Origin of the sequence: Henriciella barbarensis (assembly GCF_003576345.1) — a bacterium.
Taxonomy (GTDB): Bacteria; Pseudomonadota; Alphaproteobacteria; order Caulobacterales; family Hyphomonadaceae; genus Henriciella; species Henriciella barbarensis.
Window position 1 is genome coordinate 230,847 of sequence record NZ_QWGB01000014.1, and the last position, 25,249, is coordinate 256,095.

A 25,249-nucleotide genomic window follows, 5' to 3' on the forward strand; every position below is an offset into this window, starting at 1 on the left:
GCGGACCGCCTTGTGGCAGGGCCGTTAGTCCCATACCGGCAGCACTCGTCTCCTTCGCACTCCGCTCATAGGCGGCAATTGCCATCCATGAGCCCTCCCGCTTTGCCAGGCATCTGCCGGGGTCTTTCCGGCAGGCACCTACGCCGCGAGAACCATCTCCACCCGGTCGGTCCGGACCGCCCTGTCTGGTGATGGGAGGCGTGTAGTATGGATCGGGCTTTAGGGGGTGGGGATGGATTTGTTTTGTCCGACAGCCCTGCCTCGCCGTCATCCCGGTTTGCGCTCTTGCGCAAGACCGGGACCCCGCCGCTGCGTCGCGCTTCCTCTGGGTCCCGGCTCAAGGCCGGGATAACGATAGAGTTGATGGCGCTGAGACGAATTCTGATGGCAGGAGCTGGACCCTCAGACGGGCTTTCGCCCGTCGAGGGCGACGCGTGCTTTGAGGGTTCGGTTTCAAATACGCGTTACGTTCCGGCGATACCTGCACAGGCTGGTACCCATTGTGTAAAATTGAAATGGTAGCTGCCGGTTCAGGCAAGGCACCTTGGATCCCCGCCTACGCAGGGGAATTCGGAGATGCGAGGCCCAACGAAATGCTTGAGACCTCAGGTGCCGCTAGATTGCCTAGTCCCGTCGACCGTGGATGGCTTCCACCGTGCGGATGGCTTTCCAAGCGAGGACCTTGACCAGCAGCTTGCCTTCGGCGTTGCGCCATTCGGCCTCGATATAGCCGGTCGATTTCGAGCGATTTACAACGTGGGCGGTGATGGTGATGTCGCCGTGGCTGACCGGGCGGAAGAGCTTGATTTGCAGGTCCTGCGTCGTGAACGCCTCGCCATCGGTAAGGGCAGAGAACATACAGATTGAGACGACGTGATCTGAAAGCGCGCCGACCCAGCCGCCAAAGGCACGACCTGGCTGGATGTCATGGCTGCCATCATTCGGCCAGACATAATGGACGCGGCCCGGCTCGATTTCCTTCAGCCAGTCTTCGGGCATGATGCCGAGCTTGGCGATGCCTTTCGGCTTGCTCGGCCAGTCACCAGAGCTGATCCCTTTCAGGAAGCCCTGAAACATCGGCGAATAGTCTTCGGGATTGTAGGCAAGGCTCATGCGAGGCGGGCTCCGTTCGGGACTGGCGTGTCTGGTGCGGCCAGCACAATGGCGCCGCCGTCGTCGGGGAAGCCAAGGGTCAAAACTTCGGACATGAACTTGCCGATCTGGCGCGGCGGGAAGTTGACCACCGCCATGACCTGTCGACCGACAAGCTGTTCGGGGGTGTAGTGTTCAGTGATCTGCGCTGACGATTTCTTCTCGCCCACGCCAGGGCCGAAATCGATCAGCAGCCGGATCGCAGGCTTGCGCGCGCCTTCGAGCGGCGCTGCTTCCAGCACGGTGCCGATGCGGACATCGATCTGGCGGAACGTGTCGAAATCGGTCGGGTCTGCCGGGCCATCGCCCGGCAGGTCTACTTTATGCATAGTCTGGACTTTCCTAGACGATGACCGAGCCGCCATCGACGACGATCATCTGGCCGGCCATGTATTTGCCTGCGTCAGACGCGAGGAAGATGGCTGCGCCTGCAATGTCGACCGGGTCGCCAATGCGGCGCATTGGCGTACCTTTCTCGATGCGGGCGGCGTTTTCCGGATTCTCCCAGAGCGCCTTGGCAAAGTCGGTCTTGATGAGCCCGGGGGCGACGCAGTTGACGCGGATATTGTGCGGGCCAAGCTCGATGGCATAGTTGCGGGCAAGCTGGAAATCAGCCGCCTTGGAGATGTTGTAGGCGCCGATAACAGGCGAACCTTTCAGGCCGCCAATCGACGAGATGATCACGATGGCGCCGTCCTTGCGTTCTTTCATCTCCGGCGCGACCATCTGGATCAGCCAGTGATTGGAGATGATGTTGTTCGACAGGATCTTCTCAAACTGCTCATCGCCGATCTCTTCCATTGGGCCGTAATACGGGTTGGAGGCGGCGTTACAGACCAGGATGTCAATCTTGCCAAAGGAGGCACGCGTTTCTTCGACAAGGTGCTGAAGTTCTTCCTTGGAGGAGATGTTGGCGGGCACCGAGATCGCCGTGCCAGTGCCGTGCTTATCGTTCAGGGCTTCGGCAACTTCCTGGCAAGGGCCAGGCTTGCGGGAGGAGATGACGACTTTCGCGCCTTGCTCGGCCATCTGTTCGGCGATGGACTTGCCGATGCCGCGCGACGACCCGGTGATAAGCGCGACCTTGCCGGTGAGATCGAAAAGACTGGCCATGGTTTCCTCCATTTATTTCACATGTGCAGTATCTGGCGCCGCACCATATTCAAATCGCGCGCGCTGCCAATCCCCGATGCTGAAGGCAAGGACACATTGGTTAGCCTGCTATTTCTTCTTCGGTTTGCCGACAGTGTTGTTATCCACATAGAGGTCGGAAAACGAAAAATGCTTCAGAGCCGAAATAGGCAAAACCCGAAACACGACGAGAAGCGCTGTGGGCATGAGGGAGCCGATCGTGAATAGTCCGCCATACTTGTAACCGGTCGAAGCGCGCGTGCTCTCGACGCACTCGTCTTCCCGCAGTTCAAACATGTTGCAGTGGTTGCCAAACTGATCCTCAAATCTTGGAAGTTCGAAAAACCAATATGCGGAAAGCATTAGAGCGAGCCCCAACACAAACGAGGCAATCAGTAGATTTCTGCGAAAGACGGGACTTGGGTTCGTAATCATGAACGAAGGGCTGCGACCGCGAAAAGGGCCCAGCCTGCAAGCAGGCCGAGACCGCCAATCGGGGTGATCGCGCCAAACCAGCGCGGTGCGCCGAGTGCCATGGCGTAGAGCGTTCCGGAGAAGATTACGGCGCCGATGATCATATCGCCCAGCCGCCGGTCGAGAAAAGCCCTGTGCGTCCGGACAGGCTTGCTGCAAAGACCGCCACTGCGTGTACGAGTAGATAGAGCGTGGCGGTTTCCCACCAGCCACGGCTCTCCGGTGTGAACCGGCCAGACATGCCATGGGCGCCGAATGCGCCAAGGGCGACACCGGCAAAACCAAGGACTGAAGCGATAAGGGTCAACGCCATTCTGGGCCTCCGCCCCCTACTCTTAAGGCAGGTAGATACACGCCTTCAACGGCTCATTCGGCCTCAGGCGGCGTTGGCTTCCGATTTGCGGACAAGCTGGCCAGAGGCGTCCTCATAGACGAGTGAAGCCTCATCGAGGTCAACCTCCGGCAGGGCGTCCTTTTCGTGCCAGTAGTCCTGCGTGTGCTGCCATTCCGGATGATCGATCCGCTTGGGCATCAGATGCTCTCCGCGCTGGAGATAGCCGGGATTGAAGTCGACCGCGTCCATCCAGCTGATCCGCTCGAGCGAGCGCTCGCTGGCTGGGATTTCCGGGCGCACTTCAGAGGCGCCGGTCTTCTCCATATGCTCCAGCAGGCGGACCATGAAGTCACCGAGCAGGTCGACGCGCAAGGTCCAGCTGGCGCGGAAATATCCGAAGACGAAGAGCATGTTTGGCACATCCTCCACCATCATGCCGCGCCAGGTGAGGCGTTCATTGAAGTCCACTGCCTCGCCATCGAGGACAAAGGGGATGTTGCCGAGGAATTTCAGATTGAAGCCCGTCGCCGTGATGATGATGTCGGCTTCGAGCACTTCGCCGGATTTCAGCTTGATGCCTTCTGGGACAAACCGGTCGATATGGTCGGTCACGACGCTGGCCTGGCCTTCGCGCACTGCGTGGAAGAAGTCGCCGTCGGGCACGAAGGCGATACGCTGGCGCCATGGCCGGTAGTCCGGCGTGAACGGCGCCATGTCGCAATCTTCGCCCATGACGGCCTTGATGTTGTCGAACAGCATTTTTTTCACGGCATCCGGGTCAGACCGTGCGGCGGCTGTGAAGTCGCGTTGATCGGTCAGCGCCTTCTTGCGAATGATGGCGTGGATCCACTCCTCATCGATTTCCAGGCGGCGGAGTTCGTCGGCAAGGTCGTTCGCGTTACGCCCGGTCGAGAAATAGGTGGGTGACCTCTGGAGCATGGTGACGTGTTCGCAGGCCTTCGCGATGTTCGGCACGAGTGTCGCCGCGGTTGCGCCAGAACCAATGACAACGACTTTCTTGCCTGAAAGGTCGATATCGTCCGGCCAGTCCTGCGGGTGGACGATCTCTCCCTTGAAGCTGTCCATCCCGTCCCAGTCAGGCGTGTAGCCCTTGTCTAGGTCGTAGTAGCCCTGGCACATCCAGAGGAAGCGCGCCTTTATGGTGTGCTCGCCATCGGGCGTTTCATAGGTGACGGTGTAGAGCTTTTCCGCCGAGGACCATTCGGCCTTCGTGATCTTGTGATTGTAATGGATGAGCGGGGCAAGATCGTTCTCTTCGATGAACTCTTCCATATAGGTGAGGATCTCTTGGGCAGTCGCAATGGGTGGGCCTGTCCAGGGCTTGTCGCGGTAGCCGAAGGTGTAGAGATCACTGTCAGAGCGAATGCCGGGATAGGTGTGGACTTTCCATGTGCCGCCAAAGCCGTCTAGTGCTTCGAAGACGGCCAGTTTCTTGCCCGGGCAGCGGGCCTTGATATGCCGGGCAGCCCCGACGCCGGAAATGCCGGCACCGACAATGAGCACATCGAGAATCTGTTCGCTCATACCTGTCCTCCCTTGGACTTTTATGAAGTCAGACTAGCACTGCGGGAGGGCGGCCGAATAGGGAGCTATGCGTATGACGTAGCGGGAGGCGGCTAATTCGCCGCGGGGATGGAATAGGTCACAATACCGTGGCTGGCGACCTTGTCGGAGCCTTCAGCGCGAATCTCTACCTCCGCGACAGCGAGGGTTTTTCCCATTTTCATGAGCTGTGCTTCGGCGATGACCGCCTCCCCGATACACGGGCGCAAAAAGTTGATGTTGAGATTGCTCGTCACCGTCATCGGCGTGATGCCGAGACGTGTGAATATGGCCATATAGGTCACGCTGTCGGCCATGGTCATCTGCGTCGGGCCGGAGATGTAGCCGCCGGGGCGCAAGTGTTCCGGCCCCGCCTTGAGGCGCATGATGGCGTGGCCATCCTCCATCAGGATAACTTCCGAGCGATTCTGGGAGCTGTTGAAGGCCTTGGCGAGAAAGGCGTTTGCTTCCTCTACGGTTACTTTCGTCGTCATATCTGTCCCCGCGTCAGTGATTGATCCCGGTCTCCGGTTTCGACAGTGTAGGCAAGAGGAAGGACCCGCCAAGAGGTCACGACAGGGAAGGAAACCGGATGTACGATCCGCTGGAGGGGTCACACACGGCACCGAAATTTGCTGCGCCCGACCCGGGTGATGCTGCCGCCTGGTATGAAAAGCATCTGGGCTTTCGTACCGCCGTCTTCGACGATGGGAATTACGCGATCGTCCGGCGCGGCAAGCTGGCGCTTCATCTGTGGAAATGCGCTGACCGGGCGATCGCAGAAAACACGGCCTGCTACACGGAAATCGCCTGTGTCGAGCATCTCGACCTGCTTCATGCCGAATGGCTGGAGGCGTCGACCTATGGCGATTTCGTGCCGGGGCGCATTGAGGCTGAACCGAAGGATCAGCCCGGCCACGGCATGCGCGAATTTCACCTCTGGGACCCTGCCGGAAACCTTATCGGGTTCGGCGCAAGTATCGAAAAGAAAGGCTAGCCAATATGCTCACTTGGGGCGACGAATACCCGATCCACCAGACACCTGAACCTGTCTGGGTCGCAGGGTCCGACCGTAACTTTTACGATCGATATTTCTTCAATGGATATTCGAAGGACGGCTCTGTCTTCTTCGGCGCAGCCTATGGGGTTTATCCGCATCTGAATATCATGGACGGGGCATTCTCTGTTCTGAAAGACGGTGTGCAGCATTCGGTCCACCTGTCGCGCGTCATGCACCATGAGCGTATGGATACGCGCGTCGGGCCGATGAAGATCGACGTGCTCCAGCCACTTCAGTCAGTGAAGATCACGCTGGAAGGTGCTGAAGGAATTTCTGGCGAGCTGACCTTTGAGGGGCGCCACTTCCCGGTCGAGGAGCCGCGTTTCCAGCGCCGGTCAGGATCGCGCACGGTGATGGATGTCACCCGCATGACGCAGAACGGTCACTGGAATGGCTGGATCGAAATCGACGGCGAGCGCATAGACGTGTCCAGCTATTACGGCACGCGCGACCGCAGCTGGGGTATCCGGCCTATCGGGGCGCAGGACCCGCAGCCGGTCGTCCCGGAAAAGCCATTCCAGTTCTACTGGGTCTGGACGCCGCTCAATTTCGAGAATCTCGCTGTCTATTTCCACGTCAATGAGGACGAGAAGGGTGACAGCTGGAACACCCGTTCCGTGCTGGGCATGGACGGCGCGGACGCAGAGGGGCTGATGCATCTCGATAGCCCGAAGTTCACTGCAGAATATGAGGCTGGCACGCGGCGGATCAGCAAGGGCCTCCTTGAGGTAACCGACACTCAGGGCCGCCTGCACAAGGTTCACTATGAGCCGCAGTCAATCTTCCAGATGAAAGGGCTCGGCTATGGCCATCCAAACTGGGGGCACGGCGTCTATAAAGGCGAATATGCGATCGAGCGAGAAGACTTCAAACCTGGCGTCATGACCTGGAAAGAGCCGACCAACCTTCATATCCAGGCGATCTCGAAGGTCACCCATGAGGGACCGGACGGAAAATCGTCAGAGGGGATCGGCGCGCTGGAGCAGCTCTTTATCGGGCCTCATGCGCCATCCGGCTGGAAGGACGTGCTGGACGCCTAGCCCCAGAGGTCTCTTGAGGGCGGAAATACGGTTCCGCCCTCATATTTCAGGCCATGCTCGACATCCTTTGAGAGCCAGAGCGGGCCATCGAGATCGATGGCGTCGGCAAGCGTGCCAAGCAGGACGGCTGGCGCCATGCTGACGGAGCCTGCCACCATACAGCCGACCATGACGCCGAGGCCGCATGCTTTGGCCTCACGCACCATGGCGAGGGCTTCGGTCAGGCCACCCGTCTTGTCGAGCTTGACGTTGACGGCGTCATAAAGGCGGGCAAGGTCTTGGACCTGTTCGCGCGTATGGGCGCTTTCATCGGCGCAGATCGCCACCTCTGGAGGACGTTTCAGCAGGGCTGCGTCCTTACCCGCCGCGAAAGGCTGTTCGATCAGGACGACACCGAGACGGGCAGCTTCTCTGGCAAGGCCGGGCAGGGCGCCTGCTTCGAGCTGCTCGTTCGCATCAAGGATCAACCTGGCGTCCGGGCGAGCCTCATGCACGGCGCGCACGCGGTCTATGTCACCATCGCCGCCTAGTTTGACCTTGAGCAGTTTGCCCTGCGCCTCACGCGCCGCGTTCGCCATTTCATCTGCGCTGGCGAGAACGACCGTCACGGCAGTTTCGAGCGGGACTGGTTCCGGCAGCCCGGCAAGTTGCCAGACAGGCTTGCCGGTTCGCTTGGCCTCAAGATCCCACATTGCGCAGTCGACGGCGCAGCGCGCTGCGCCCGGCGGCATGAGGGTTTGGAGGTCTATACGGCTGAGGCCACCCTCGATTTCCGCGCGGTGCTTTTCAATGGCGGCGATGACGCTTTCGACTGTTTCGCCGTAGCGGCCGTAAGGCACGCTTTCACCGCGGCCGGTAAAGCCGTCCTGTTGCAGCGTCACCAGCACTGATTCGGCTGCTGTCTTTGCACCACGTGAGATGGAAAACGCCCGCGCCAGCGGGGACGAAACGTGCTCAATTGAAAGCGTAATCATATGCAATAAGCTCTAGCTCTATTGCCGGATGTTGTAAGCAGCTTGCTGTCATGCTCAAGGTCCGCGCGCGCATACGCCTAGAGCGAGGTACAGGAACCGGCATGCCAGACAGGCCCGAATATGAGCTGAGCACCGACGCCTCGCGCGGCAGGCTCAGCGTGTCCGGCGACTGGACGGTCCACACGATCGGAAAGATTTCAGAGCCGCTCGCGGCGGAGGACACTTCGGGTTTCGAAGGCCTTGAGGTGGATTGTTCGCAGCTTGGAAAGCTCGATACCGCAGGTGCCTTCATCATCGACCGTTTTGCCTGCAGGTCAGGTGGCGGCACAGTCAAACCCGTCAATGCGAGCGAGCAGGCTACGGCTCTTTTGAAACAGGCTGCCGAGTTGCGACCGGAGGCCGATGACGAACTGAACAAGAAAGAGTTCGGTGTCGTTGACCTGCTGGAGCGGACCGGCCGCGCCACGATGCATTTTATCGACGAAACCGTCGAAACCCTGTCCTTTCTGGGCGAAACCATCATGGCGATGGCGCACATCGTAACCCGTCCTTCAAAGATGCGGTGGACGGCGCTTGTATCTGTCATGGAGGATTCGGGCCTCGACGCGGTACCGATCGTCGCCTTTCTCTCATTCTTCGTTGGCATGGTGGTTGCCTTTATCGGCGCGACGACACTGTCGGAGTTCGGTGCCACGATCTTCACGGTCGAGCTGGTCGGGATCGCAATCCTGCGCGAGTTTGGCGTCATCCTGACAGCCATCATCCTCGCCGGCCGTACAAATTCCGCATTTACCGCCCAGATCGGCGCGATGCGAATGCGCCAGGAGGTCGATGCGATGACAACGCTGGGCCTCAACCCCATGGATGTGCTCGTCGTGCCACGGGCCTTTGCGATGCTCATCATGACGCCGGTCCTGACATTGATTGCCATCCTGTTCGGTGTCGGCGGTGGCGCGTTCGTCAGCTGGCTGGCGCTCGATATCAATCCAACCGTGTTCATGAACCGCTTGCAGAGCTATGTTCCGATTGAGAATTTCTGGGTCGGTATGTCGAAGGCGCCCGTCTTCGGGCTGGTCGTGGCGCTGATCGGCTGTCGCCAGGGCTTGATGGTGGGTGGCAGCGTTCAGTCGCTCGGCCAGTCGACCACGAAGTCGGTTGTCCAGGCGCTGTTTTCGATCATCGTCATCGATGCGCTGTTTGCCGTCTTCTATCTGGAGCTTGGCATATGAGCGAGGACATCGCGATCAAGGTCCGCGGACTGACCACAGCCTACGGCACACATGTTGTGCATGACGAGCTCGATCTGGACGTTAAGCGGGGAGAGATCCTCGGTGTGATCGGCCCTTCAGGTACTGGCAAGTCCGTTCTGCTGCGCGCGATTGTCGGGCTCAAGCGGCCAGAAACCGGCACGGTCGAAGTCTTCGACAGAAATGTCACCGACCTTGAGGGCGATGATCTCAGGGAGGTGCAGAACCTCTGGGGTATCATGTTCCAGGACGGTGCGCTGTTTTCGAACCTGACCGTGCGTGAGAACGTTATGGTCCCCATGCGCGAGCACACAGACCTTCCAGAGCCGTTGATGAAGCAGCTCGCCGATCAGAAGCTTCGCATGTCCGGTCTCGATGATAGCGCAGGGCCTAAATTCCCGTCTGACCTTTCGGGCGGCATGCGCAAACGGGCGGCGCTGGCGCGCGCTCTTGCCCTTGATCCGCCTATCCTTTTCCTCGACGAGCCGACGGCCGGGCTCGACCCGATCACCGCAGCAGGTTTTGATACGCTGGTGCGCGAACTACAAAGCGCGCTGTCACTGACGGTGTTTCTTGTGACGCATGATGTCGACACGCTGGTTGCGACGTGTGACCGGATCGCGGTACTTGGCCGTAAGAAGGTCATCGCGACAGGGCCCATTGAAGAGCTGCGCCGTAATGACGACCCCTGGATACAGGACTATTTCTGCGGCCCGCGTGGGCGGGCAGCACAGGCTGGAGAGAGCTGATGGAAACACGCGCAAACTATGCGCTGATTGGCGCATTCGTCATCATCGCTGCGCTGGCGGCCCTCGGTTTTGTCCTGTGGCTCGGCCAGTCGCAATTCAACCGCGACTATGATGTCTACGACGCCGTCTTTGAAGGTCCGGTCACGCTCGAAGAGGGCGCGTCGGTCCGGTATATCGGCATCAAGGTCGGCGAAGTCAGTTCTATCGGTATTGATCGCAATGACGCGTCCAAGGTCCGCGCGCGCCTGCGCATCGATAATGAGACCCCGGTGAAGACCGACTCAACCGCCTCTATCGAATTCGCGGGTATCACGGGCGTGACCTTCATTCAGATCAATGCGGGAGAGCCGGAGGCTGAATGGCTGAAGCGCGCATCGAACGAGAACATTCCGGAGATCAAAACCGAGTCCAACCCGCTGAGCGCGCTCGTCTCCAGCGGCACTGAAGTCATGGGCCGGGCAACGTTGGCACTTGAGCGGATCGATGAACTTCTGAGCCAGGATAATATCGATGCCGTTTCCAACACCGTGCAGAACGTCGAAGCGATTACTTCGGCGCTGAGCGGTAATGGCGAGATCTTTACGGATGTGAATGACCTTCTCCAGAACGCTAACACGGCCGCCCGGAGCTTTGATCAGGCTTCGCGCGATCTTGGCCAGCTCGGCCGGGATGCAAGTGTCGAGGTCAAACGGCTCGGCGAGGAAATCTCTGCCATCACCGAAGACCTCGAAGGCGTGACGACCTCTGCCCAGTCTGCAATCGAACGCGTAGAGGGAGCTGTCGACTCGGCGGCCACTGTCATTGAAGGACCGGGCACCGATGCTGTGGTCGACTTCCGTATCGTTGCGCAGGATCTGCGTGTCCTCATCGCCCGGCTTGACCGACTGACACGGGAAATCGAGCAGAACCCGCAAGGCCTCTTGCGGAGTGATCCACTGCCATATGAGAAGGATGGAGAATGACCTCCAAGAAAAGCTTCTGGCCCGCGAGCGCGATCGCCATCGTGATGGTCGCTGGCGGCTGTGTGTCCGTCCTGCCCGAGCAACCCAAGCCTGAAGCCGTTTACCGGCTGGCTGAGCCGGAGGCGCTTGCGGAACTGCGTACACATGTGGTGATCCACGAGCCCGATGCGCCGCGCCTTTTTGCGTCGCGTACGATCACCTCGCAAAGCCCTGATGGCGGACTTAAAGTTGTCGCTGGAGTGGCCTGGGCCGACCGGGCCACACGCATGTTCCAGGTGACGATGCTCGATGCCTTCAAGGGCGATGGTCCGGGCCTTGCGGTTGATGATGTAACCGGCGTCAGCGGCGAGTATGAGCTGTACTGGCGCGTCTCAGAATTCTCTCTCGAAGGAACACAAGGCGTGTGTGGGCTTCAGCTTACACTGCTGGATGGGCGAAGCCGTGTGCCTGTGGCCCAGACGTCTGTGTCTGCGCGCGCTCAAGCGACATCGAAGGGTGACCTTGCCCGCGCACGGGCGCTCTCGGATGCAGGGCGGCTATGCGTCGAGAAAGCGGCGGGTTTCATCGCAGAGCGGGCCGTGCCTGCCGGAACCGACGCGGACGACAGTCCCGCGGATTAATCAGGCAATTGCGACGCTGGGGCGAGCCGTTGTCTTGCTGACTGGCAGGTAGAAGCTGACCATGGTGCCCTTGCCGACTTCACTGGCGATCGATAACCGGCCGCCATGCATTTCGGCGAAGGATTTGGTGAGGGCAAGGCCGAGACCGGTGCCCTCATAATTGCGCTCGCGCGTTTCATGGACCTGCTCAAAAGGCTGTGCGAGCCGTGGCAGATGTTCTTTCGGTATGCCGACACCTGTGTCGCGCACCGCGACCCTCACGAAGTCGCCCTTGTCCTGAACAGCAACTATTACTTTGCCGCCTTCATCTGTGAACTTGATCGCGTTCGAGAGCAGGTTGAGGACCATCTGGCGAACGGCGCGGTGGTCTGCGTCAACTTCTGGCAGGTTATCAGGTGCCTGTAGCGAAAGATCGACGCTCTTTTCCTCTGCCTTGCGCCGTATCATGCGCACGGCTGCATCGACGGGGTCCACAAGGTCGATCGGTTTCGGATCGATCGTCATCTTGCCCGCCTCGATCTTGGCGATGTCGAGAATGTCATTGATCATGTCGAGAAGATGCTGGCCAGACGTCAGGATATCGCGCGCATAGTCACGGTAACGTTCATCACCGAGGGCGCCATACATCTCGTTGACGAGGATTTCGGAGAAGCCGTTGATCGCGTTTAGCGGCGTGCGCAACTCGTGGCTCATATTGGCGAGAAATGCGCTTTTGGAATCAGCTGAGCGTTCGGCTTTGGCCTTCTCTTCATTATATTTATGCGCAAGCTCTGCGTTGTGACCTTCAGAGCGGGCGAGTTCCTGAACGGCGGCGCTGAGTTTCTTTTTCTGGCGGATGAGTTCGTCTTCACTCTTTACGTCCTGCGTGACGTCCAGCCCGAATGTGATGACCCCGCCAGCGGGTGAGCGCCGCTCGACGACCTTGATCCATTGCCCTGTCGAGAGGCCGACAATGGTCGTGTTCGGGTCTTCTTCCGAACCACGCTCACTGACCGTGTTCGCGGTGCGAGCCAGCATGATGGTTTCGTATGCGACGCCGACCCGGACGACATCCTCCAGCTGGAAAAGCTGCGCGAAAGCCTTGTTCCAGAACGTGAGCCTGCGCCGATTGTCCCACAGGGCGAACGGGCAGGGAAAGCTCTCAATGGCAAGACGCAGGCGCGCTTCGGAAGAGCGCTGGCGCTCTCTTTGCCGCACAACTTCGGTAACGTCGAAAACAACGCCGCTCATGGTTGGCTGGGCGCTATGGTCCAGCCGGTCCATGCTGCCACGAAACTCAACCCAGGTTTCGCCGCGCGACATCTTGGTGGCCACATCGACGGACATGGGCTTGCCGCTCCTGCACGCATCAATCGCGCGCTGGAAGTTTTCGCGATGCTCGGGAAATACCTGATCCATAAATTCGGACAGGTGAAGCTCGCCGGCGAGCTGGAGCCCGAAGAGCCGGGCCGTCTGATCATTGATCCAGACCTTGCCTGCCTCAGGTGTGATCTGCCAGGCGCCAACCTGACTGTTCTCCGCCGCGGTTGCGACGCGCACAACGCCAGGAGCTTCGCGCTGGGCCTCTTCCGTCTCAGGTCTGGCACCACGAGCTGTCCGGTAAAGACCAAAGACAGCAAGGGCAGGTGCTCCGAGCAGGATGGCGTACAGGAGAAACTGAAGGGCGTTGGCCTGCGTGAGGAGCGGGCCTGAGCGGTTGAGACACAGCCGGAAGTTCGCACCTGCGACATCAGAGCAGGCCGTCAGCGAGCGATTGGTCAGGCCCTGCCAGCGGTAGTTGCCCTGACCGTTGAGGACGGCCGCATTTGGAGGCAGAACGTTCTCACCGCCTATAGAGACAGTGCGGTCACCGCTGAGAATGATCCGCTGGGATGCGTTTGCGCCCGTCAGCCATTTGTCGAACGACGCCCTGGAGATGATGCCGGACCCATCGTTCAGCGCGTGCACCAGCATGATTTCATTATTCGGCGTGACGCGCATGCGTAGGCCAGAAGCGATCATGTCGCGCGCGCGGTTTGCAAGCTCGCGGTTCCGCTGATCGTTAGACCTCCCGGCAGCCTGAATGGAGATCACGCTGTCGACGCCAATATCGCTTGCGTCGATACTACCGACACTGCGCCCGGCCCCTCTTAATTGATTGAACTGCTCGGCCGTCCGGTCAGCCGCGGCATTCAGGGCATGGGCGGTCAGAAGCGCATCGCGCTCAGCCAGGCGAAGGGCATTGGCATCACGGGTTGTCTGGGCGTTCCAGGCGACCATTGCGATAGAGGCCGCCAAGATCGCGAATGTGACGACCAGAACCGCAGGAGAGGCCGCGCGGCCTTCAGCGCTCCGCTTGGGACGCTTCTCGCTGTCTGTCCGCTTCGCCAAGAGCGTGCCCCTTAATAACCCAGTCCACCTTCCTGCATGACCAGAAAAGCTTTTCGTTAGGGTTAATAGGGGCTTGCCGCCCTAACCGAGGGCGCGGGCGAGAATGTCGGAGGCGTTCTTCGATAGCGACTGAGACTGGAGGTCTTTCAGCACTTTCTCCGCGCTGGCCTTCGCGACCGGCTCCAGCTTGCGCCACTGCTCAAAGCTGGTGAGCAGGCGGGCGGCGAGGGCCGGGTTTCGCTTGTCGGCATCAAGGATGATGTCCCCAATAACCTTGTGGCCCTCACCGTCGCGGGCATGGAAGGCGGCCAGGTTCGTCATCGAGAAGGCCGCCGCGACCGACCGCACCCGGTTCGGGTTGGAAAGGTCGAAGTCGGTATGTTGCGACAGGCGGCGGGCATCGTCAGCCGTGCCCTGACCCGCCTGAACGGCAAACCATTTGTCGATGACCAGCGGGTTCTCTTTCCAGGTTTCGTAGAAGGTCTGGATCGCTTCGTCGCGCTCTTGCGTCTGGAAAGGCACGAGAGTGCGCAGACAGGCAAGGCTTTCGGTCATGTTAGGCGCCGCATCGAACAGGCTTTTCAGTTTGCGCGAGGCATCGGCAGTGTCGAGTGCACCTGTCAGTCCGATCATCGCAGAGCGCAGGGCGCGGATGCCAGCCTGCTCGGCATTTGGCTCAAATGGGGCAGGGGACGGCGCGGCAAGAATGCGTTCAGCGTCGGCTTTCAAATTCTCGCCGAGGGCCTTGCGCAGGCGTTTGCGCGCATCATTAAGGCCGGCCGGGTCCACAGGTTCGCGGTGCTGGAAGAGTTCACCGATATCGGGCAGCGCAGTCAGCAACGCCGCAAAGGCTGGGTCACTCTCGTTTGAACGCACCGCATCGCCAAGCGCGCCAACGAGCGCTTCTTCAGGCGGCGATTGCGGGTTGTCGAGAAGGCGGAAGATTTCCGTGCGTGCCAGGGTCTGGAAATTATCCCATATGTTGAACGGGTCAGTCTCGGCGGCTGCAAGCTCCAGTAGCGCCTCATTGGAAAGCTCGCGGTCGATGCGGACCGGTGCGCTGAACTGGCGATTGATGGAGAGAAGTGGCTTGTCGCTGGTGCCCGTCAGTTTGAGGTCGACGGTCATTTTCTCGTCTTCGAGAACGATGACGCCTTCGCCATTCTCCCAACCTTCGACGCTGAGATGCGCGCCCTTGCCGTCGAGCAGGGCGGTGCGAAGCGGGATCGGCACAGGCTCTTTGGTCGGCTGACCGGGCGTTGCTGGCGTCTTCTGTGAAAGAGTGAGGGTCAGCGTGCTATTGGCGGCGTCCCAGCTTTCCTCGACCTTCACTTCAGGCGTGCCTGCCTGGGCGTACCAGCGGCGGAACTGGCTAAGGTCCTTGCCCGAGGCTTTCTCAAAGCAGCTGTAGAAGTCCTCAATCGTTGAAGCCGTGCCGTCATACTCATCGAAGTAGATTTGCATGCCCCTGTCGAACGCGTCCATCCCGATAAAGACGGTCAGTGCGCGGATTAGTTCTGAGCCCTTTTCATACACGGTTGCCGTGTAGAGATTGTCGATGGAGGCATACTTGTCTGGGCGAACCGGATGCGCCAGTGGGCCGGCATCTTCAGCGAACTGACGCGCACGCAGACGCATGACGTCCTTGATGCGCTGGACAGGGCGAGAGCGCAGATCAGACGAAAACTCCTGATCACGGAAGACGGTGAGGCCCTCCTTCAGGCAAAGCTGGAACCAGTCTCGGCAGGTGATGCGGTTGCCGGTCCAGTTGTGAAAATATTCGTGGCCAACAATGCTTTCGATCGCTTCGAAGTCAGCATCGGTCGCGCTTTCCTGACTGGCAAGCACATAGGCCGAGTTGAAGATGTTGAGGCCTTTGTTCTCCATGGCGCCGAAATTGAAGTCTCGGACGGCGACGATGTTGAAGACGCCAAGATCGTAGGCGCGGCCGAAACGCTCCTCATCCCATTTCATGGAAGCCTTGAGGCTTTCCATCGCCCATTCGGCGCTCTTGGCTTGACCTTTGTCGACATAGACACCGAGGTCGACATGGTCGCCATTCATCGTGGTGAAGGTGTCACGCCAGACGTCATAATCGCCTGCGCAGAGGGCGAAGAGATAGGATGGCTTTGGGTGCGGGTCGTCCCATTCGGCAAAGTGGCGCCCATCTGAATGGTCGCCGCTTTCGCCCGGTGTGCCATTGGAGAGGAGGATGGGGTATTTCGATTTGTCCGCATCCATACGCACATGGAAGCGGCTCATCACGTCGGGACGGTCAGGCCAGTAGGTAATGTGGCGAAAGCCGGTCGCCTCGCACTGGCTACAGAAACGCCCACCGGAGATATACAGACCTGAGAGCGCCGTATTGGCAGATGGATTGATTGTGACGTCGGTTTCGAGAACAAACGCGTCCGGGACTTCTTTGATCGTCAGCGTTTCGTCCGTCAGCTCATAGGCGTCCGGACCGAGTGGCTTGCCGTCGAGGCGAATGTCGTTGAGCTTGAGTTTGACGCCGTCCAGAACAAACGGGCCGGGCTGCGTGCGGCGTACATTCATGCGCGCCTTCACCCGTGTCGCCGCCGGTTCGAGAGAGAAGTCCAGCGAGACCTGATCGATCTCGAATGGATAGGGTGTGTACTCTTCCAGCTTTACCGAAACGGGCGTGTCTGTGCGCAACATGGTTTATCCTCTGTCATCGTCCTGCATGACAGATAGGATGTCTTCTGGGGGCTCTCAATCACCTGTGGTGGGCCGGGCTGAGTTTACTCTGCAGCCTGTCTTGGCGCACTTGCGACATCATAGATGTGGCGCAGGGCGTCCTTGGCGGGTTTCAGCAGCGCCTTCATCTCGTCAGGCACCTGGTCCGGGTGGCGGGCAGTATATTCTGCTAGCTTGCGCACCATGGACAGTAGTTGCGGCGAATTCACGATAAGCCGGGCCTGGTATTCGATTTTTTGAGGGTCGCGGTCATACTCCGACCCTGGCACGCGCCAGCCGCCCCAGTCATTTTCATCGGTCATGACGACCGGAAAGGTGCCCGGAAAAGGGTGGCCAGAGACGTCATCGCTTTCCTGCCAGCGATTCTTAGCACGCTGGATGCGCCAGTGTTCGGTCGTCGGATCTTCTTCCATCCGCGACTTGGAGCGCCCGTGCATCACTTCTTCAGAGACGAGCTCTGGAGCGGAAAACTCACGGCCGAGCCCTACATCATAGGTCACGCGCAGGGGCTCTTCGACGTCCTTTACCCAGTGCGGGATGACTTTTTCGATGATTCCCCATGTGCCCACGGGCTTGATGAAAACCCGCTGCGACTTGTGAAACAGTGCCTTGGCCATTCGCATACTCCCGTCTGCGCGTTGCTATCGCACAGCAGTTTTGAGACGCGGTGAAACAGGTCGATAAAATTTGACCCAATTCGCCGCAGCTTCCTTACCCTGCGATACCGCTTTTCGGCCGCCCAGACCGCGCTATGGTTCGGTTCTAGAGGCTTACAAAGGGAGATGAGGTCGTATGAATTTCGACTTTTCAGAGGACCAGAAATTTCTCGCGGGCGAGGCGCGCAAATTTCTCAATGCACAGTGCACCACCGCGCATGTCCGTGAGGTGCTGAACGATGACGACAAGAGCCACCATGAAGGTGTCTGGAACAAGGTCGTCGAGATGGGCTGGATCGGTACGGCCATTCCGGAAGAGTATGGCGGGCTTGGTCTCGGCATGCTGGAGCTTTGCGTGATCGCTGAAGAAATGGGTCGCGCGCTGGCGCCGGTGCCGTTCGCATCGACCACGTATTTCTTCGCAGAAGCGCTCAAGGCAGCTGGCTCCGAAGACCAGAAAAAGGACGTCCTCGAGAAGGTCGTTAGCGGCGAAGTTGTCGGCTGTTACGCGGCCAGCGAAGGGCCGGGTAATCCGGAGCCATCCAAGCTGAAAACCACATTCGATGGCTCGAAGCTGACTGGCACGAAGATCCCGGTAACTGACGGCGACATTGCGACCCATGCTGTCGTGCTTGCCAAGGAAGGCTCTGGTGCGAGCCTCGTGCTGGTCGACCTCACCGGTGAGGGCGTCAGCCGCAAGAAGGTCAGTACGCTTGAGCCTACGCGGAGCCACGCGGAAATCACATTTGACGGTGCCCCGGCTCAGCGTCTCGGGAAGGCTGGCGAGGGTGAAGACTACCACAATCGCGTGCTCGATCATGCAGCGGTGCTGCTGGCGTTTGAACAGCTTGGCGGCGCAGACCGGTGCCTCGAAATGGCGACCGAGTTTGCAAAGGATCGCTACGCCTTTGGCCGCCCGATTGGCGGCAACCAGGCGATCAAGCACAAGCTCGCTGACATGTACGTAAAGAACCAGGTCGCCCGTTCGAACTGCTACTATGGCGCGTGGGCGCTTTCGACCGATGCGTCAGAGCTTCCAGAGGCTGCGGCATCATCCCGCCTTGCGGCCAGTGAAGCCTACTGGTTTGCTTCGAAGGAGAATATCCAGACGCATGGTGGCATGGGCTTCACCTGGGAAGTCGACTGTCACCTCTTCTATCGCCGGGCCAAGCTGCTTGCGGTTCAGGCTGGGTCGCCCAAGGTCTGGAAAGAGAAACTCGTTAGCGCACTTGAGCGCAAGAACGCCGCCTAGGAGGACTTTAAATGGACTTCAACGACACAAAAGAAGAAGCCGAATTCCGCGTCGAAGCACGCAGCTTCCTTGAGAAACACCTGAAACCAAAAGACGCCAATTCCCCGCGCCGCCCGTCAGGTGAGGACTTCCTGAAGCGCGCCAAGGAATGGCAGAAAACCAAAGCCGAAGGCGGCTTTGCGCAGATTACCTGGCCCAAGGAATGGGGCGGCCGTGGTGGTTCGTCCATGCAGCAGGTCATCTGGAACCAGGAAGAGAGCAAGTTCGACGCGCCAACCGGCCCATTCACCATCGGCCTTGGCATGTGTGTGCCGACCGTCATCGCGTTCGGCTCTGACGAACATAAGAAGCGCTATGTCGAAAAGGCCCTGCGCGGCGAGGAAATCTGGTGCCAGCTCTTCTCTGAGCCGGCTGCAGGTTCTGACGTTGCGGGTGTGAAGACGCGCGCCATCAAGGATGGCGATGAGTGGGTCATCAATGGCCAGAAGGTGTGGACCACCGGCGCGCACTTCTCGGACTACGGTATCGTGCTGACCCGCACCGACCCAAAGGCTCCAAAGCATAAGGGCCTGACCATGTTCATCGTGGACATGCACCAGCAGGGCGTTGAAGCGAAGCCGATCCACCAAGCATCCGGCGGGCGTGAATTCAACGAAGTCTACTTCACGGATGTCCGGATCCCGGATTCTGATCGTCTGGGCGAGGTTGGCGACGGCTGGAAGGTCGCGTTGGTCACGCTGATGAATGAGCGTCTGGCTGTTGGCGGTTCGCCGGGCCCGGACTGGAAGGAGATCATGGAATATGCCCGCGATACGGGTTCCCTGAGCGATCAGGCTTTCCGTGAAAAACTTGCAGACTGGTATGTTGCAGCGCAGGGCTACAGCCTGACCAAGTTCCGCACCCAGACCGCTCTGTCGCGCGGTGGTACGCCGGGGCCTGAAAACTCCATCGGCAAGATCATCACCGCAAACCAGCTTCAGGATATCTGTAACTCGGCCATCGAGATGCAGGATCATTACGGCATCATGAATGATACCGACACGATGCCTGCGAATGCGCTGTTCCAGCAGAGCTTCATGTGGGCGCCGGGCCTTCGCATTGCCGGCGGTACCGACGAGATCCTGAAAAATATTATCGCCGAGCGCGTTCTGGGCCTGCCCCAGGATGTCCGCGTGGACAAGAAAGTGCCCTTTGACGAATTGAAACAGGGCTAGTCAGGTCTCTCCTTGCGAATGCGGGCGCAGGTGTTAAGCCTGCGCCCGTTACGCGTTCTTTTGGGGAGTTTTCATGAAACGTCTACTGACCTGTGCCGCTGCCGCGCTCGCTGTCGGTACTCCCTTGGTTCAGGCGCAGGAGGCCACCCAGCCGCAGCGCGCCCAGGCCGCTGCGCCGAACCCCATGATCGTCGCGCTGCAGGGGCTGCAGGTCGCCGTTCTCTCCAATCCTGACGGCGGTATCGCATCCGTGCAGTCGGAAGAGGGCGACCCAGCCATCGTGGTGTTTCTGACGCCCGGCGCGGCGCAGGCCCAGCTCGCACCGCTTGAAGACCAGTCGATGAAGATCCGTATTGTCGATCTTGGCAGGCTTCTCCTTGACTGGAAGGGGGCGATCATCTTTCAGGGGTCGCAGGGCGAAATTGCCAATGCGCGTGAACTGACCCCTGAAGTCGGCGACTTCATGGCACCGGTTTTCTTTGTCACGAGCGGCAGTCTTGAGGTTCAGCTGCAGACGGCCGAGGGGCCGGTCACCCCGGTCATGACGAGCTACTCGGACGCGCAGGCGCTTTCTGAAAAACTGGCTGGCAGCGACGAAACGGCGAACGACCCGGTCAATATCATCCCGATTGAGTTTGCGACCTTCCTTCAGGCCATCGAGGACCATGGTCAGGATGTCGGCTATCGGTTCTTCACCCATCCTGAGACGGTTATCGCTATAAATCAGAGCCAGCGCGCCGAAGCGTCCGGGCAATAATCGCCACCAATTCTAGCTTCCGTGACGCGATCATTGCGGGACTTTTCATTGAATGCCAGAGTTTGCCCTGATGAGAGGCCGACGCATGAATGGTGCGGCCCGCAAAGCAGGATGCGCGACATGCCCGAATTTTTTAATGTAGAGACGAACGGCATCAAATTGCGGGTCGCCGCAGAGGGCCCAGCGGATGGGTCGCTTGTCCTCTTCGTGCACGGTTTTCCGGAAAGCTGGTATTCCTGGCGCCATCAGCTGACCGCGCTTGGTGATGCTGGATATCGCGCGGTTGCTGTCGATGTGCGCGGCTATGGGGGCTCTGATAAGCCAGAGCCTGTCGAAGCCTATGACATGGAAACGATCACGGCTGACATCGCAGGGGTCGCGAAAGCGCTTCAGCCTGATGGGCCGGCTGTGGTCGTTGGTCACGACTGGGGCGCGCCCATCGCCTGGAATGCAGCGCTTCTCTATCCAGACCAGTTCCGGGCTGTGGCCGGCCTTTCGGTCCCGTATGTTCCGCTCGGGGACAAGCCAGCCATTCAGGTCTTTCGCGAGTTCTTTACCGCGCGTGGCATGTTCTTCTACCAGGTCTATTTCCAGGATCAGGGCCCGCCGGAGGCGGAACTGGAAGCTGATCCCGCCGCGACCATTCGGAAATTCTACTACGCCATATCAGGCGATGCGCCCGACGGCACATGGCCGATCGACAAGAAGCATGGCGATACGCTTCTCCACCGGCTGCCTGAGCCAGACATGCCGCTGCCTTGGCTGAACGAGGAAGACGTCGCCTATTACGACTCACAGTTCAGGCAGTCAGGCTTTCGCGGCCCACTCAACCGATACAGAAATCATGAGCGCGATCATGCCTTTCTGACGGCACGGGATGACAGCAAGATCTACCAGCCCAGCCTGTTCATTGGCGGTACGCGCGATCTGGTTCTGAAGATGTTTCCAGGCGATCCGGTGGAGGCGATGAAGCCTAATTTGCCAAACCTGAAAGCCGCGCACCTGCTAGAGGGTTGCGGCCACTGGACCCAGCAGGAGCGTCCGGATGAAGTGAACGCGATCCTGCTGGACTGGTTGAAATCACTCTGACGCCGTCTCGTTGAAGAGGGCGAGCGCCGCGGCCGTCATCGACGTGACGCCGGTTTCAATGGTTGGCGGTGCGTCCGGCGCAAAGAAGGGTGAATGGAGCGAGGGAAGTGGCAGTGGGCCGCCCTGTGCGCTTTCGAACTTTTCGGGGTTCACGGCGCCGAGCCAGAAGATGAGGCCCGGCACATCTTCTTCGGTACGGCCATACTGAGAGAAATCCTCGCCGCCCATGACGGGTGTCACCTCGCTGACATTGTCTTCCCCTATGGCGGCGCGGATGGCTGTCATCGCTTTGTCCGTGAGGGCAGGCGTGTTGTAGGTCGACGGCGTGTAGTCATTATCGATGGAAATTTCAGGTTCCGGCGCACCGAAGGCTTCAGCCTGTGCTTTGGCGATCCGCGTGATGCCATCGAGCAGAAGCTGGCGTGTGGCATCGTCATAGGAGCGGACGGTCAGCAAAAGCTCCGCACCATCCGAAATGATGTTGTGCTTAGCGCCGGCCGTGAACGAGCCGACTGTGACAACCGCAGGCGTTTGCGGGTCGACGTTACGGGACACAAGCGTCTGCAATGCCATGACGATGGATGAGCCGATGACGATCGGGTCCTTCGTCGTGTGCGGATAGGCACCATGACCGCCGACGCCTTTGACCAGGATATCTACACTGTCGACATTGGCTAGGGCATAGCCAGACGAATAGGAGACCGTGCCTGCGGGCGTCCCAGCGCTGACATGAAGCGCCAGATTATAATCAGGTAGCGGAAAATCCTGATACAGACCTTCCTCAAGCAGAGCTTTCGCGCCAAGGCCCAATTCTTCCGCAGGCTGAGCAAGCATCACCAGCGTGCCGGACCAGTCGTCCTTGTTCTCGATCAACTCACGTGCGGTACCGACCCAGCTGGTCATGTGAATGTCGTGACCACATGCGTGCATGACCGGGCTTTCCACGCCAGTCCAGGTCGTGCTGACGACTTCTGAAGCATAGTCGAGACCGGTCTGTTCGGGGACTGGCAGGGCGTCCATGTCTGCCCGGATCAGGACGGTCGGGCCTTCGCCGTTTTCGAGCACGCCGACGACGCCATAACCGCCCACGCCTTCGCGGATCGTGCCTTCGTCGCGCTGCGACTTCACGCGCGTCCATTCATCGCCAAGTCCCGTGGTGACAGTAAAGCCAAGCGCTTTGAGCTCGGCTGCCATGATCGAGGCCGAGGTCGATTCCTTGAAAGACAGCTCTGGGTTGGCGTGCAGCCAGGTATAGAGTTCAACAAGGTCGGTACCTGGTTCCGGGACTGATTGCTGCGCAAAGGCTGGCGTCGACAGCATCATGCAGAGAGCGGAGGCGCAGGCGGTCAGTTTCAGTCTGGAAACCATGGTCTTGTCCCTTTTCGTTTTTGTTAGGGGGAACACTATCAGACTTTCGCAGTGCGGCCAGAGACGGGGCCGAATATCAGTTCCGGTCCGCCGAGAGGTGGATGTCCGGCTCATAGCCTGCCGCGAGCGCCCCAAGGGTCGCATGCGGCGTAAGCACCTTGACCGAAACTGTTGGCGCGGTCACGGGACGTCGATAACCCTCAAAGCTCCATGGCAGGCAACGATCACCTAGCTTCAGCCATGCTCCTCCATCCCAATCGAAAATGGCGCCATCTGGAAGTGCGTCGGCTTGTGCGAACTCTGCCATCGCCTTGCCGCGCAGTCGTTCCTGTACTTCGCCAGCGATCAGGCCGTCGATGTCTGCAACGCTGGCGGATTTGTCCAGGACGCCCGCCTGGACGAGCGCGTCCTTGAAGGCGCGTGCCTCCTCACGCCGACACTCAAAGCAAGGCCTGTGTCCAGCTGCGAGCGCCGTTGCCTCGTCAAGAAAGAAGAGCTCAGTATACTTGCCGGGCGCCATCAGTTCGCGTTTGCGGCCCTTGAAGTCGAGGCGGCAGATAATCCACTGCCTGCTCTTCCAGTGCGTACGCTTCAGCGTCCGGTCTGTGGTGTGAAAGCAGCCGCCACGGTTTCCCATGAACGTTCCACGCGCTGGGTCTGCATGGATCGCGGCATACGGATCGACGCGGTTCTGCAGCGGCATGTCAGCTTTCGCCGCCGAACCGCTCTGTCCACTCAGCGACCTGCTCATCTTCGATCTTTCGGAAGAGAACGTCTGGCGGCGAGATTTCGTGGCCGCGCGGCAGGGCATCAAGTAGCGCGGGAATATCGGCAAAGGCCTCTTCGCTCAGCGTGCGCCGGTCTTCTGGCACGCCCAGCGCATTGAGGATCATCGCGGCCGCTTCGGGGATGATGGGCTGCGCAATGATACCGAACAGGGCAGCCAGGTTCAGGCCAGCGCGCACGCCAATTGCAGCTGCATCGACATCATTCTTGTACTTCACCCACGGCTCAGCCTTGGTGAGGTATTCGTTGCCTGCCGCCCAGATGGCGCGTGTTTCTGCAGCCGCCTTACGGAAGTCCATATTCTCGTAGTGCAGAACGAGCTGTGGCAGGCGGGTCTGAAGCTCTGCGACCATCCAGCTTTCCGCGTCGCCGGCTTCGCCGCCCTCCGGCACCTTGCCGTCAAATTTGGACGCGCAGTATTTCGTGATCCGGTTGACGAAATTGCCGAGCACATTGGCAAGGTCTGAATTGATCGCGGACTGGAAGCCTTCCCACGTAAACGCCGCGTCCGAGCCTTCAGGCGCATTCGCCGTCAGATACCAGCGCCAGTAATCGGCTGGCAGCAGGTCCAGCGCCTGGTCCATGAAAACGCCGCGCTTGTTGGAGGTCGAGAATTTCCCGCCATACCAGGTGACCCAGTTGAAGGCTTTCAGCCGGTCAACCAGCTTCCAAGGCTCCTGCGAGCCAAGGATCGTTACCGGGAAGCCTACCGTGTGGAAGGCGACATTATCCTTGCCCATGAACTGGACATAATCGACTTCATCAGCGCCCTCATCCGTGCGCCACCAACGGCGCCAGGCTTCCGGTTCGCCCTCGGCCTTCGACCATTCCTCAGTTGCGGCAATGTATTCGATCGGTGCATCGAACCAGACATAGAAAACCTTGGTCTCAAAACCCTCGCGGATCGACCCGTCGGATTTGGTGACCGGTACGCCCCAAGCAAGGTCGCGCGTGATCGCGCGGTCGCGCAGACCTTCGTCAAGCCATTTCAGCGCTATGGAGCGCGCGAGCGGTGGCCAGTCTGTCGCCGCCTCAATCCAGTCACGGATGCGGTCCTGCATCTGCGACTGGAGCAGGAAGAGGTGGCGCGTCTCGCGCACTTCGACATTTTTTGAGCCTGAAACGGCTGAATACGGATCGATCAGGTCCACCGGGTCGAGCAGGCGTCCGCAATTGTCGCACTGGTCGCCGCGCGCTTTCTCGAACTCGCAATGTGGACAGGTGCCCTCGACATAGCGGTCTGGCAAGAAGCGTTGATCTTCGATCGAATAGACCTGGCGCATGGTGCGCTCTTCGATCAGGCCGTTGGCTTCAAGCACATGCGCGAAATGCTGGGTGAGCGCTGCGTTCTCGTCGCTACACGAGCGGCCGAAGTGATCATAGGAAAGTAGAAAATCCTCGCCTGCCTTCTTCTGGATATCGTGCTGCTCATCAACATATTGGCGGACCGGGACATTGGCGGCTTGCGCGGCGAGCTCTGCTGGCGTGCCGTGCTCATCAGTCGCGCAGATGTAAAGAACGTCATGGCCGCGAAGCCGCTGAAACCGTGAATAGACGTCTGCTGGCAGCATCGATCCCGCGAGATTGCCCAGGTGCTTGACCCCGTTGATGTAGGGCAGGGCAGAGGTGACCAGAATTCGGCGGGGGGCGGACTTCGTCATTATAGCTTCCGTCAATCTCGATTTGGGCGCATCATCCTCGGCGCCAAGCTGTAAGGGGGCACTCTTAGGCGT

The 25,249-nt window shown here is 59.6% G+C and carries 25 protein-coding genes; 10 read left to right on the plus strand and 15 right to left on the minus strand.

What is annotated here, in order from left to right; genetic code table 11:
- Positions 1-624: 624 nt before the first annotated feature.
- From D1224_RS15505 to D1224_RS15535, 8 genes are all read right to left on the minus strand, one after another.
- Positions 625-1,113, minus strand: coding sequence for a PaaI family thioesterase (locus D1224_RS15505; protein ID WP_119380837.1), 489 nt, complete (start codon positions 1,111-1,113; stop codon positions 625-627).
- A complete protein-coding gene (locus tag D1224_RS15510) occupies positions 1,110-1,481 on the minus strand; it encodes a tRNA-binding protein (protein ID WP_119380838.1) in 372 nt (123 codons plus the stop codon). Before D1224_RS15510 ends, D1224_RS15505 begins: the two co-directional genes overlap by 4 nt.
- Before the next feature lie 13 nt (positions 1,482-1,494).
- The gene (locus D1224_RS15515; RefSeq protein ID WP_119380996.1) at positions 1,495-2,265 is read right to left on the minus strand and encodes an SDR family NAD(P)-dependent oxidoreductase; all 771 of its coding nucleotides are present in this window, start codon (positions 2,263-2,265) and stop codon (positions 1,495-1,497) included.
- 108 nt (positions 2,266-2,373) lie between these two features.
- A complete protein-coding gene (locus D1224_RS15520; protein WP_147372416.1) occupies positions 2,374-2,580 on the minus strand; it encodes a hypothetical protein in 207 nt (68 codons plus the stop codon).
- Between the two features lie 134 nt (positions 2,581-2,714).
- Positions 2,715-2,861: a DUF423 domain-containing protein gene (locus D1224_RS16770; protein ID WP_267897102.1), complete on the minus strand. Its 147-nt coding sequence runs from the start codon at positions 2,859-2,861 to the stop codon at positions 2,715-2,717.
- Positions 2,858-3,070: a DUF423 domain-containing protein gene (locus D1224_RS16775; RefSeq protein WP_267897103.1), complete on the minus strand. Its 213-nt coding sequence runs from the start codon at positions 3,068-3,070 to the stop codon at positions 2,858-2,860. The genes D1224_RS16770 and D1224_RS16775 overlap by 4 nt, the downstream gene beginning before the upstream one ends.
- A gap of 63 nt (positions 3,071-3,133) precedes the next feature.
- Positions 3,134-4,636 (minus strand): flavin-containing monooxygenase, encoded by a 1,503-nt coding sequence (locus D1224_RS15530; protein WP_119380840.1) that lies wholly within the window; start codon positions 4,634-4,636, stop codon positions 3,134-3,136.
- Positions 4,637-4,728: 92 nt separating this feature from the next.
- Positions 4,729-5,148: a PaaI family thioesterase gene (locus tag D1224_RS15535; protein WP_119380841.1), complete on the minus strand. Its 420-nt coding sequence runs from the start codon at positions 5,146-5,148 to the stop codon at positions 4,729-4,731.
- Between the two features lie 98 nt (positions 5,149-5,246).
- Here D1224_RS15535 and D1224_RS15540 point away from each other — a divergent pair, with 98 nt between their 5' ends.
- Entirely contained in the window at positions 5,247-5,651 is a 405-nt protein-coding gene (locus D1224_RS15540; protein WP_119380842.1) for a VOC family protein, read from the plus strand.
- Positions 5,652-5,656: 5 nt separating this feature from the next.
- Complete coding sequence (locus D1224_RS15545) at positions 5,657-6,754, plus strand: hypothetical protein (RefSeq protein WP_119380843.1); 1,098 nt, start codon at positions 5,657-5,659, stop codon at positions 6,752-6,754.
- Here D1224_RS15545 and dgcA read toward each other — a convergent pair.
- Positions 6,751-7,728 carry an N-acetyl-D-Glu racemase DgcA gene (dgcA, locus tag D1224_RS15550; protein ID WP_119380844.1) on the minus strand — a complete coding sequence of 326 codons (978 nt, stop codon included), beginning with the start codon at positions 7,726-7,728 and terminating at the stop codon, positions 6,751-6,753. The two genes, D1224_RS15545 and dgcA, sit on opposite strands and share 4 nt — an antisense overlap.
- Positions 7,729-7,829: 101 nt before the next feature.
- Between dgcA and D1224_RS15555 the strand changes: the two genes are divergently transcribed.
- The 4 genes from D1224_RS15555 to D1224_RS15570 are packed head-to-tail and all read left to right on the plus strand — an operon-like array spanning position 7,830 to position 11,306.
- Positions 7,830-8,957 carry an ABC transporter permease gene (locus D1224_RS15555; protein ID WP_119380845.1) on the plus strand — a complete coding sequence of 376 codons (1,128 nt, stop codon included), beginning with the start codon at positions 7,830-7,832 and terminating at the stop codon, positions 8,955-8,957.
- Positions 8,954-9,724 carry an ABC transporter ATP-binding protein gene (locus tag D1224_RS15560; protein WP_119380846.1) on the plus strand — a complete coding sequence of 257 codons (771 nt, stop codon included), beginning with the start codon at positions 8,954-8,956 and terminating at the stop codon, positions 9,722-9,724. The genes D1224_RS15555 and D1224_RS15560 overlap by 4 nt, the downstream gene beginning before the upstream one ends.
- Positions 9,724-10,686, plus strand: a complete 963-nt coding sequence (locus D1224_RS15565; protein ID WP_119380847.1) for an MlaD family protein — start codon at positions 9,724-9,726, stop codon at positions 10,684-10,686. The genes D1224_RS15560 and D1224_RS15565 overlap by 1 nt, the downstream gene beginning before the upstream one ends.
- A complete protein-coding gene (locus D1224_RS15570) occupies positions 10,683-11,306 on the plus strand; it encodes an ABC-type transport auxiliary lipoprotein family protein (RefSeq protein WP_119380848.1) in 624 nt (207 codons plus the stop codon). Before D1224_RS15565 ends, D1224_RS15570 begins: the two co-directional genes overlap by 4 nt.
- Here D1224_RS15570 and D1224_RS15575 read toward each other — a convergent pair whose 3' ends face one another.
- The 3 genes from D1224_RS15575 to D1224_RS15585 all read right to left on the minus strand — a co-directional run bounded on the left by D1224_RS15575 (position 11,307) and on the right by D1224_RS15585 (position 17,011).
- Complete coding sequence (locus D1224_RS15575) at positions 11,307-13,676, minus strand: PAS domain-containing sensor histidine kinase (protein WP_119380849.1); 2,370 nt, start codon at positions 13,674-13,676, stop codon at positions 11,307-11,309.
- Between the two features lie 81 nt (positions 13,677-13,757).
- On the minus strand, positions 13,758-16,352 hold the full coding sequence (pepN, locus tag D1224_RS15580) for an aminopeptidase N (RefSeq protein WP_407647476.1): 2,595 nt from the start codon (positions 16,350-16,352) through the stop codon (positions 13,758-13,760).
- Positions 16,353-16,438: 86 nt separating this feature from the next.
- Positions 16,439-17,011, minus strand: a complete 573-nt coding sequence (locus tag D1224_RS15585) for a hypothetical protein (RefSeq protein WP_119380851.1) — start codon at positions 17,009-17,011, stop codon at positions 16,439-16,441.
- Positions 17,012-17,186: 175 nt separating this feature from the next.
- On the opposite strand from D1224_RS15585, the gene D1224_RS15590 reads away from it, so the two are divergent.
- The 4 genes from D1224_RS15590 to D1224_RS15605 all read left to right on the plus strand — a co-directional run bounded on the left by D1224_RS15590 (position 17,187) and on the right by D1224_RS15605 (position 21,362).
- Entirely contained in the window at positions 17,187-18,302 is a 1,116-nt protein-coding gene (locus D1224_RS15590; RefSeq protein ID WP_119380852.1) for an acyl-CoA dehydrogenase family protein, read from the plus strand.
- A gap of 11 nt (positions 18,303-18,313) precedes the next feature.
- Entirely contained in the window at positions 18,314-19,516 is a 1,203-nt protein-coding gene (locus tag D1224_RS15595) for an acyl-CoA dehydrogenase family protein (RefSeq protein ID WP_119380853.1), read from the plus strand.
- A gap of 73 nt (positions 19,517-19,589) precedes the next feature.
- Positions 19,590-20,273 carry a hypothetical protein gene (locus D1224_RS15600; protein ID WP_119380854.1) on the plus strand — a complete coding sequence of 228 codons (684 nt, stop codon included), beginning with the start codon at positions 19,590-19,592 and terminating at the stop codon, positions 20,271-20,273.
- A 120-nt stretch (positions 20,274-20,393) separates the two neighbouring features.
- Positions 20,394-21,362, plus strand: a complete 969-nt coding sequence (locus D1224_RS15605) for an alpha/beta fold hydrolase (protein WP_119380997.1) — start codon at positions 20,394-20,396, stop codon at positions 21,360-21,362.
- On the opposite strand, the gene D1224_RS15610 is transcribed toward D1224_RS15605, so the two are convergent.
- From D1224_RS15610 to metG, 3 genes are all read right to left on the minus strand, one after another.
- Entirely contained in the window at positions 21,354-22,730 is a 1,377-nt protein-coding gene (locus tag D1224_RS15610) for an amidohydrolase (RefSeq protein ID WP_119380855.1), read from the minus strand. The two genes, D1224_RS15605 and D1224_RS15610, sit on opposite strands and share 9 nt — an antisense overlap.
- A gap of 76 nt (positions 22,731-22,806) precedes the next feature.
- Positions 22,807-23,481 carry a hypothetical protein gene (locus D1224_RS15615; protein ID WP_233350583.1) on the minus strand — a complete coding sequence of 225 codons (675 nt, stop codon included), beginning with the start codon at positions 23,479-23,481 and terminating at the stop codon, positions 22,807-22,809.
- Positions 23,435-25,177, minus strand: coding sequence for a methionine--tRNA ligase (metG, locus tag D1224_RS15620; protein WP_119380857.1), 1,743 nt, complete (start codon positions 25,175-25,177; stop codon positions 23,435-23,437). The genes D1224_RS15615 and metG overlap by 47 nt, the downstream gene beginning before the upstream one ends.
- Between the last annotated feature and the right edge of the window lie 72 nt (positions 25,178-25,249).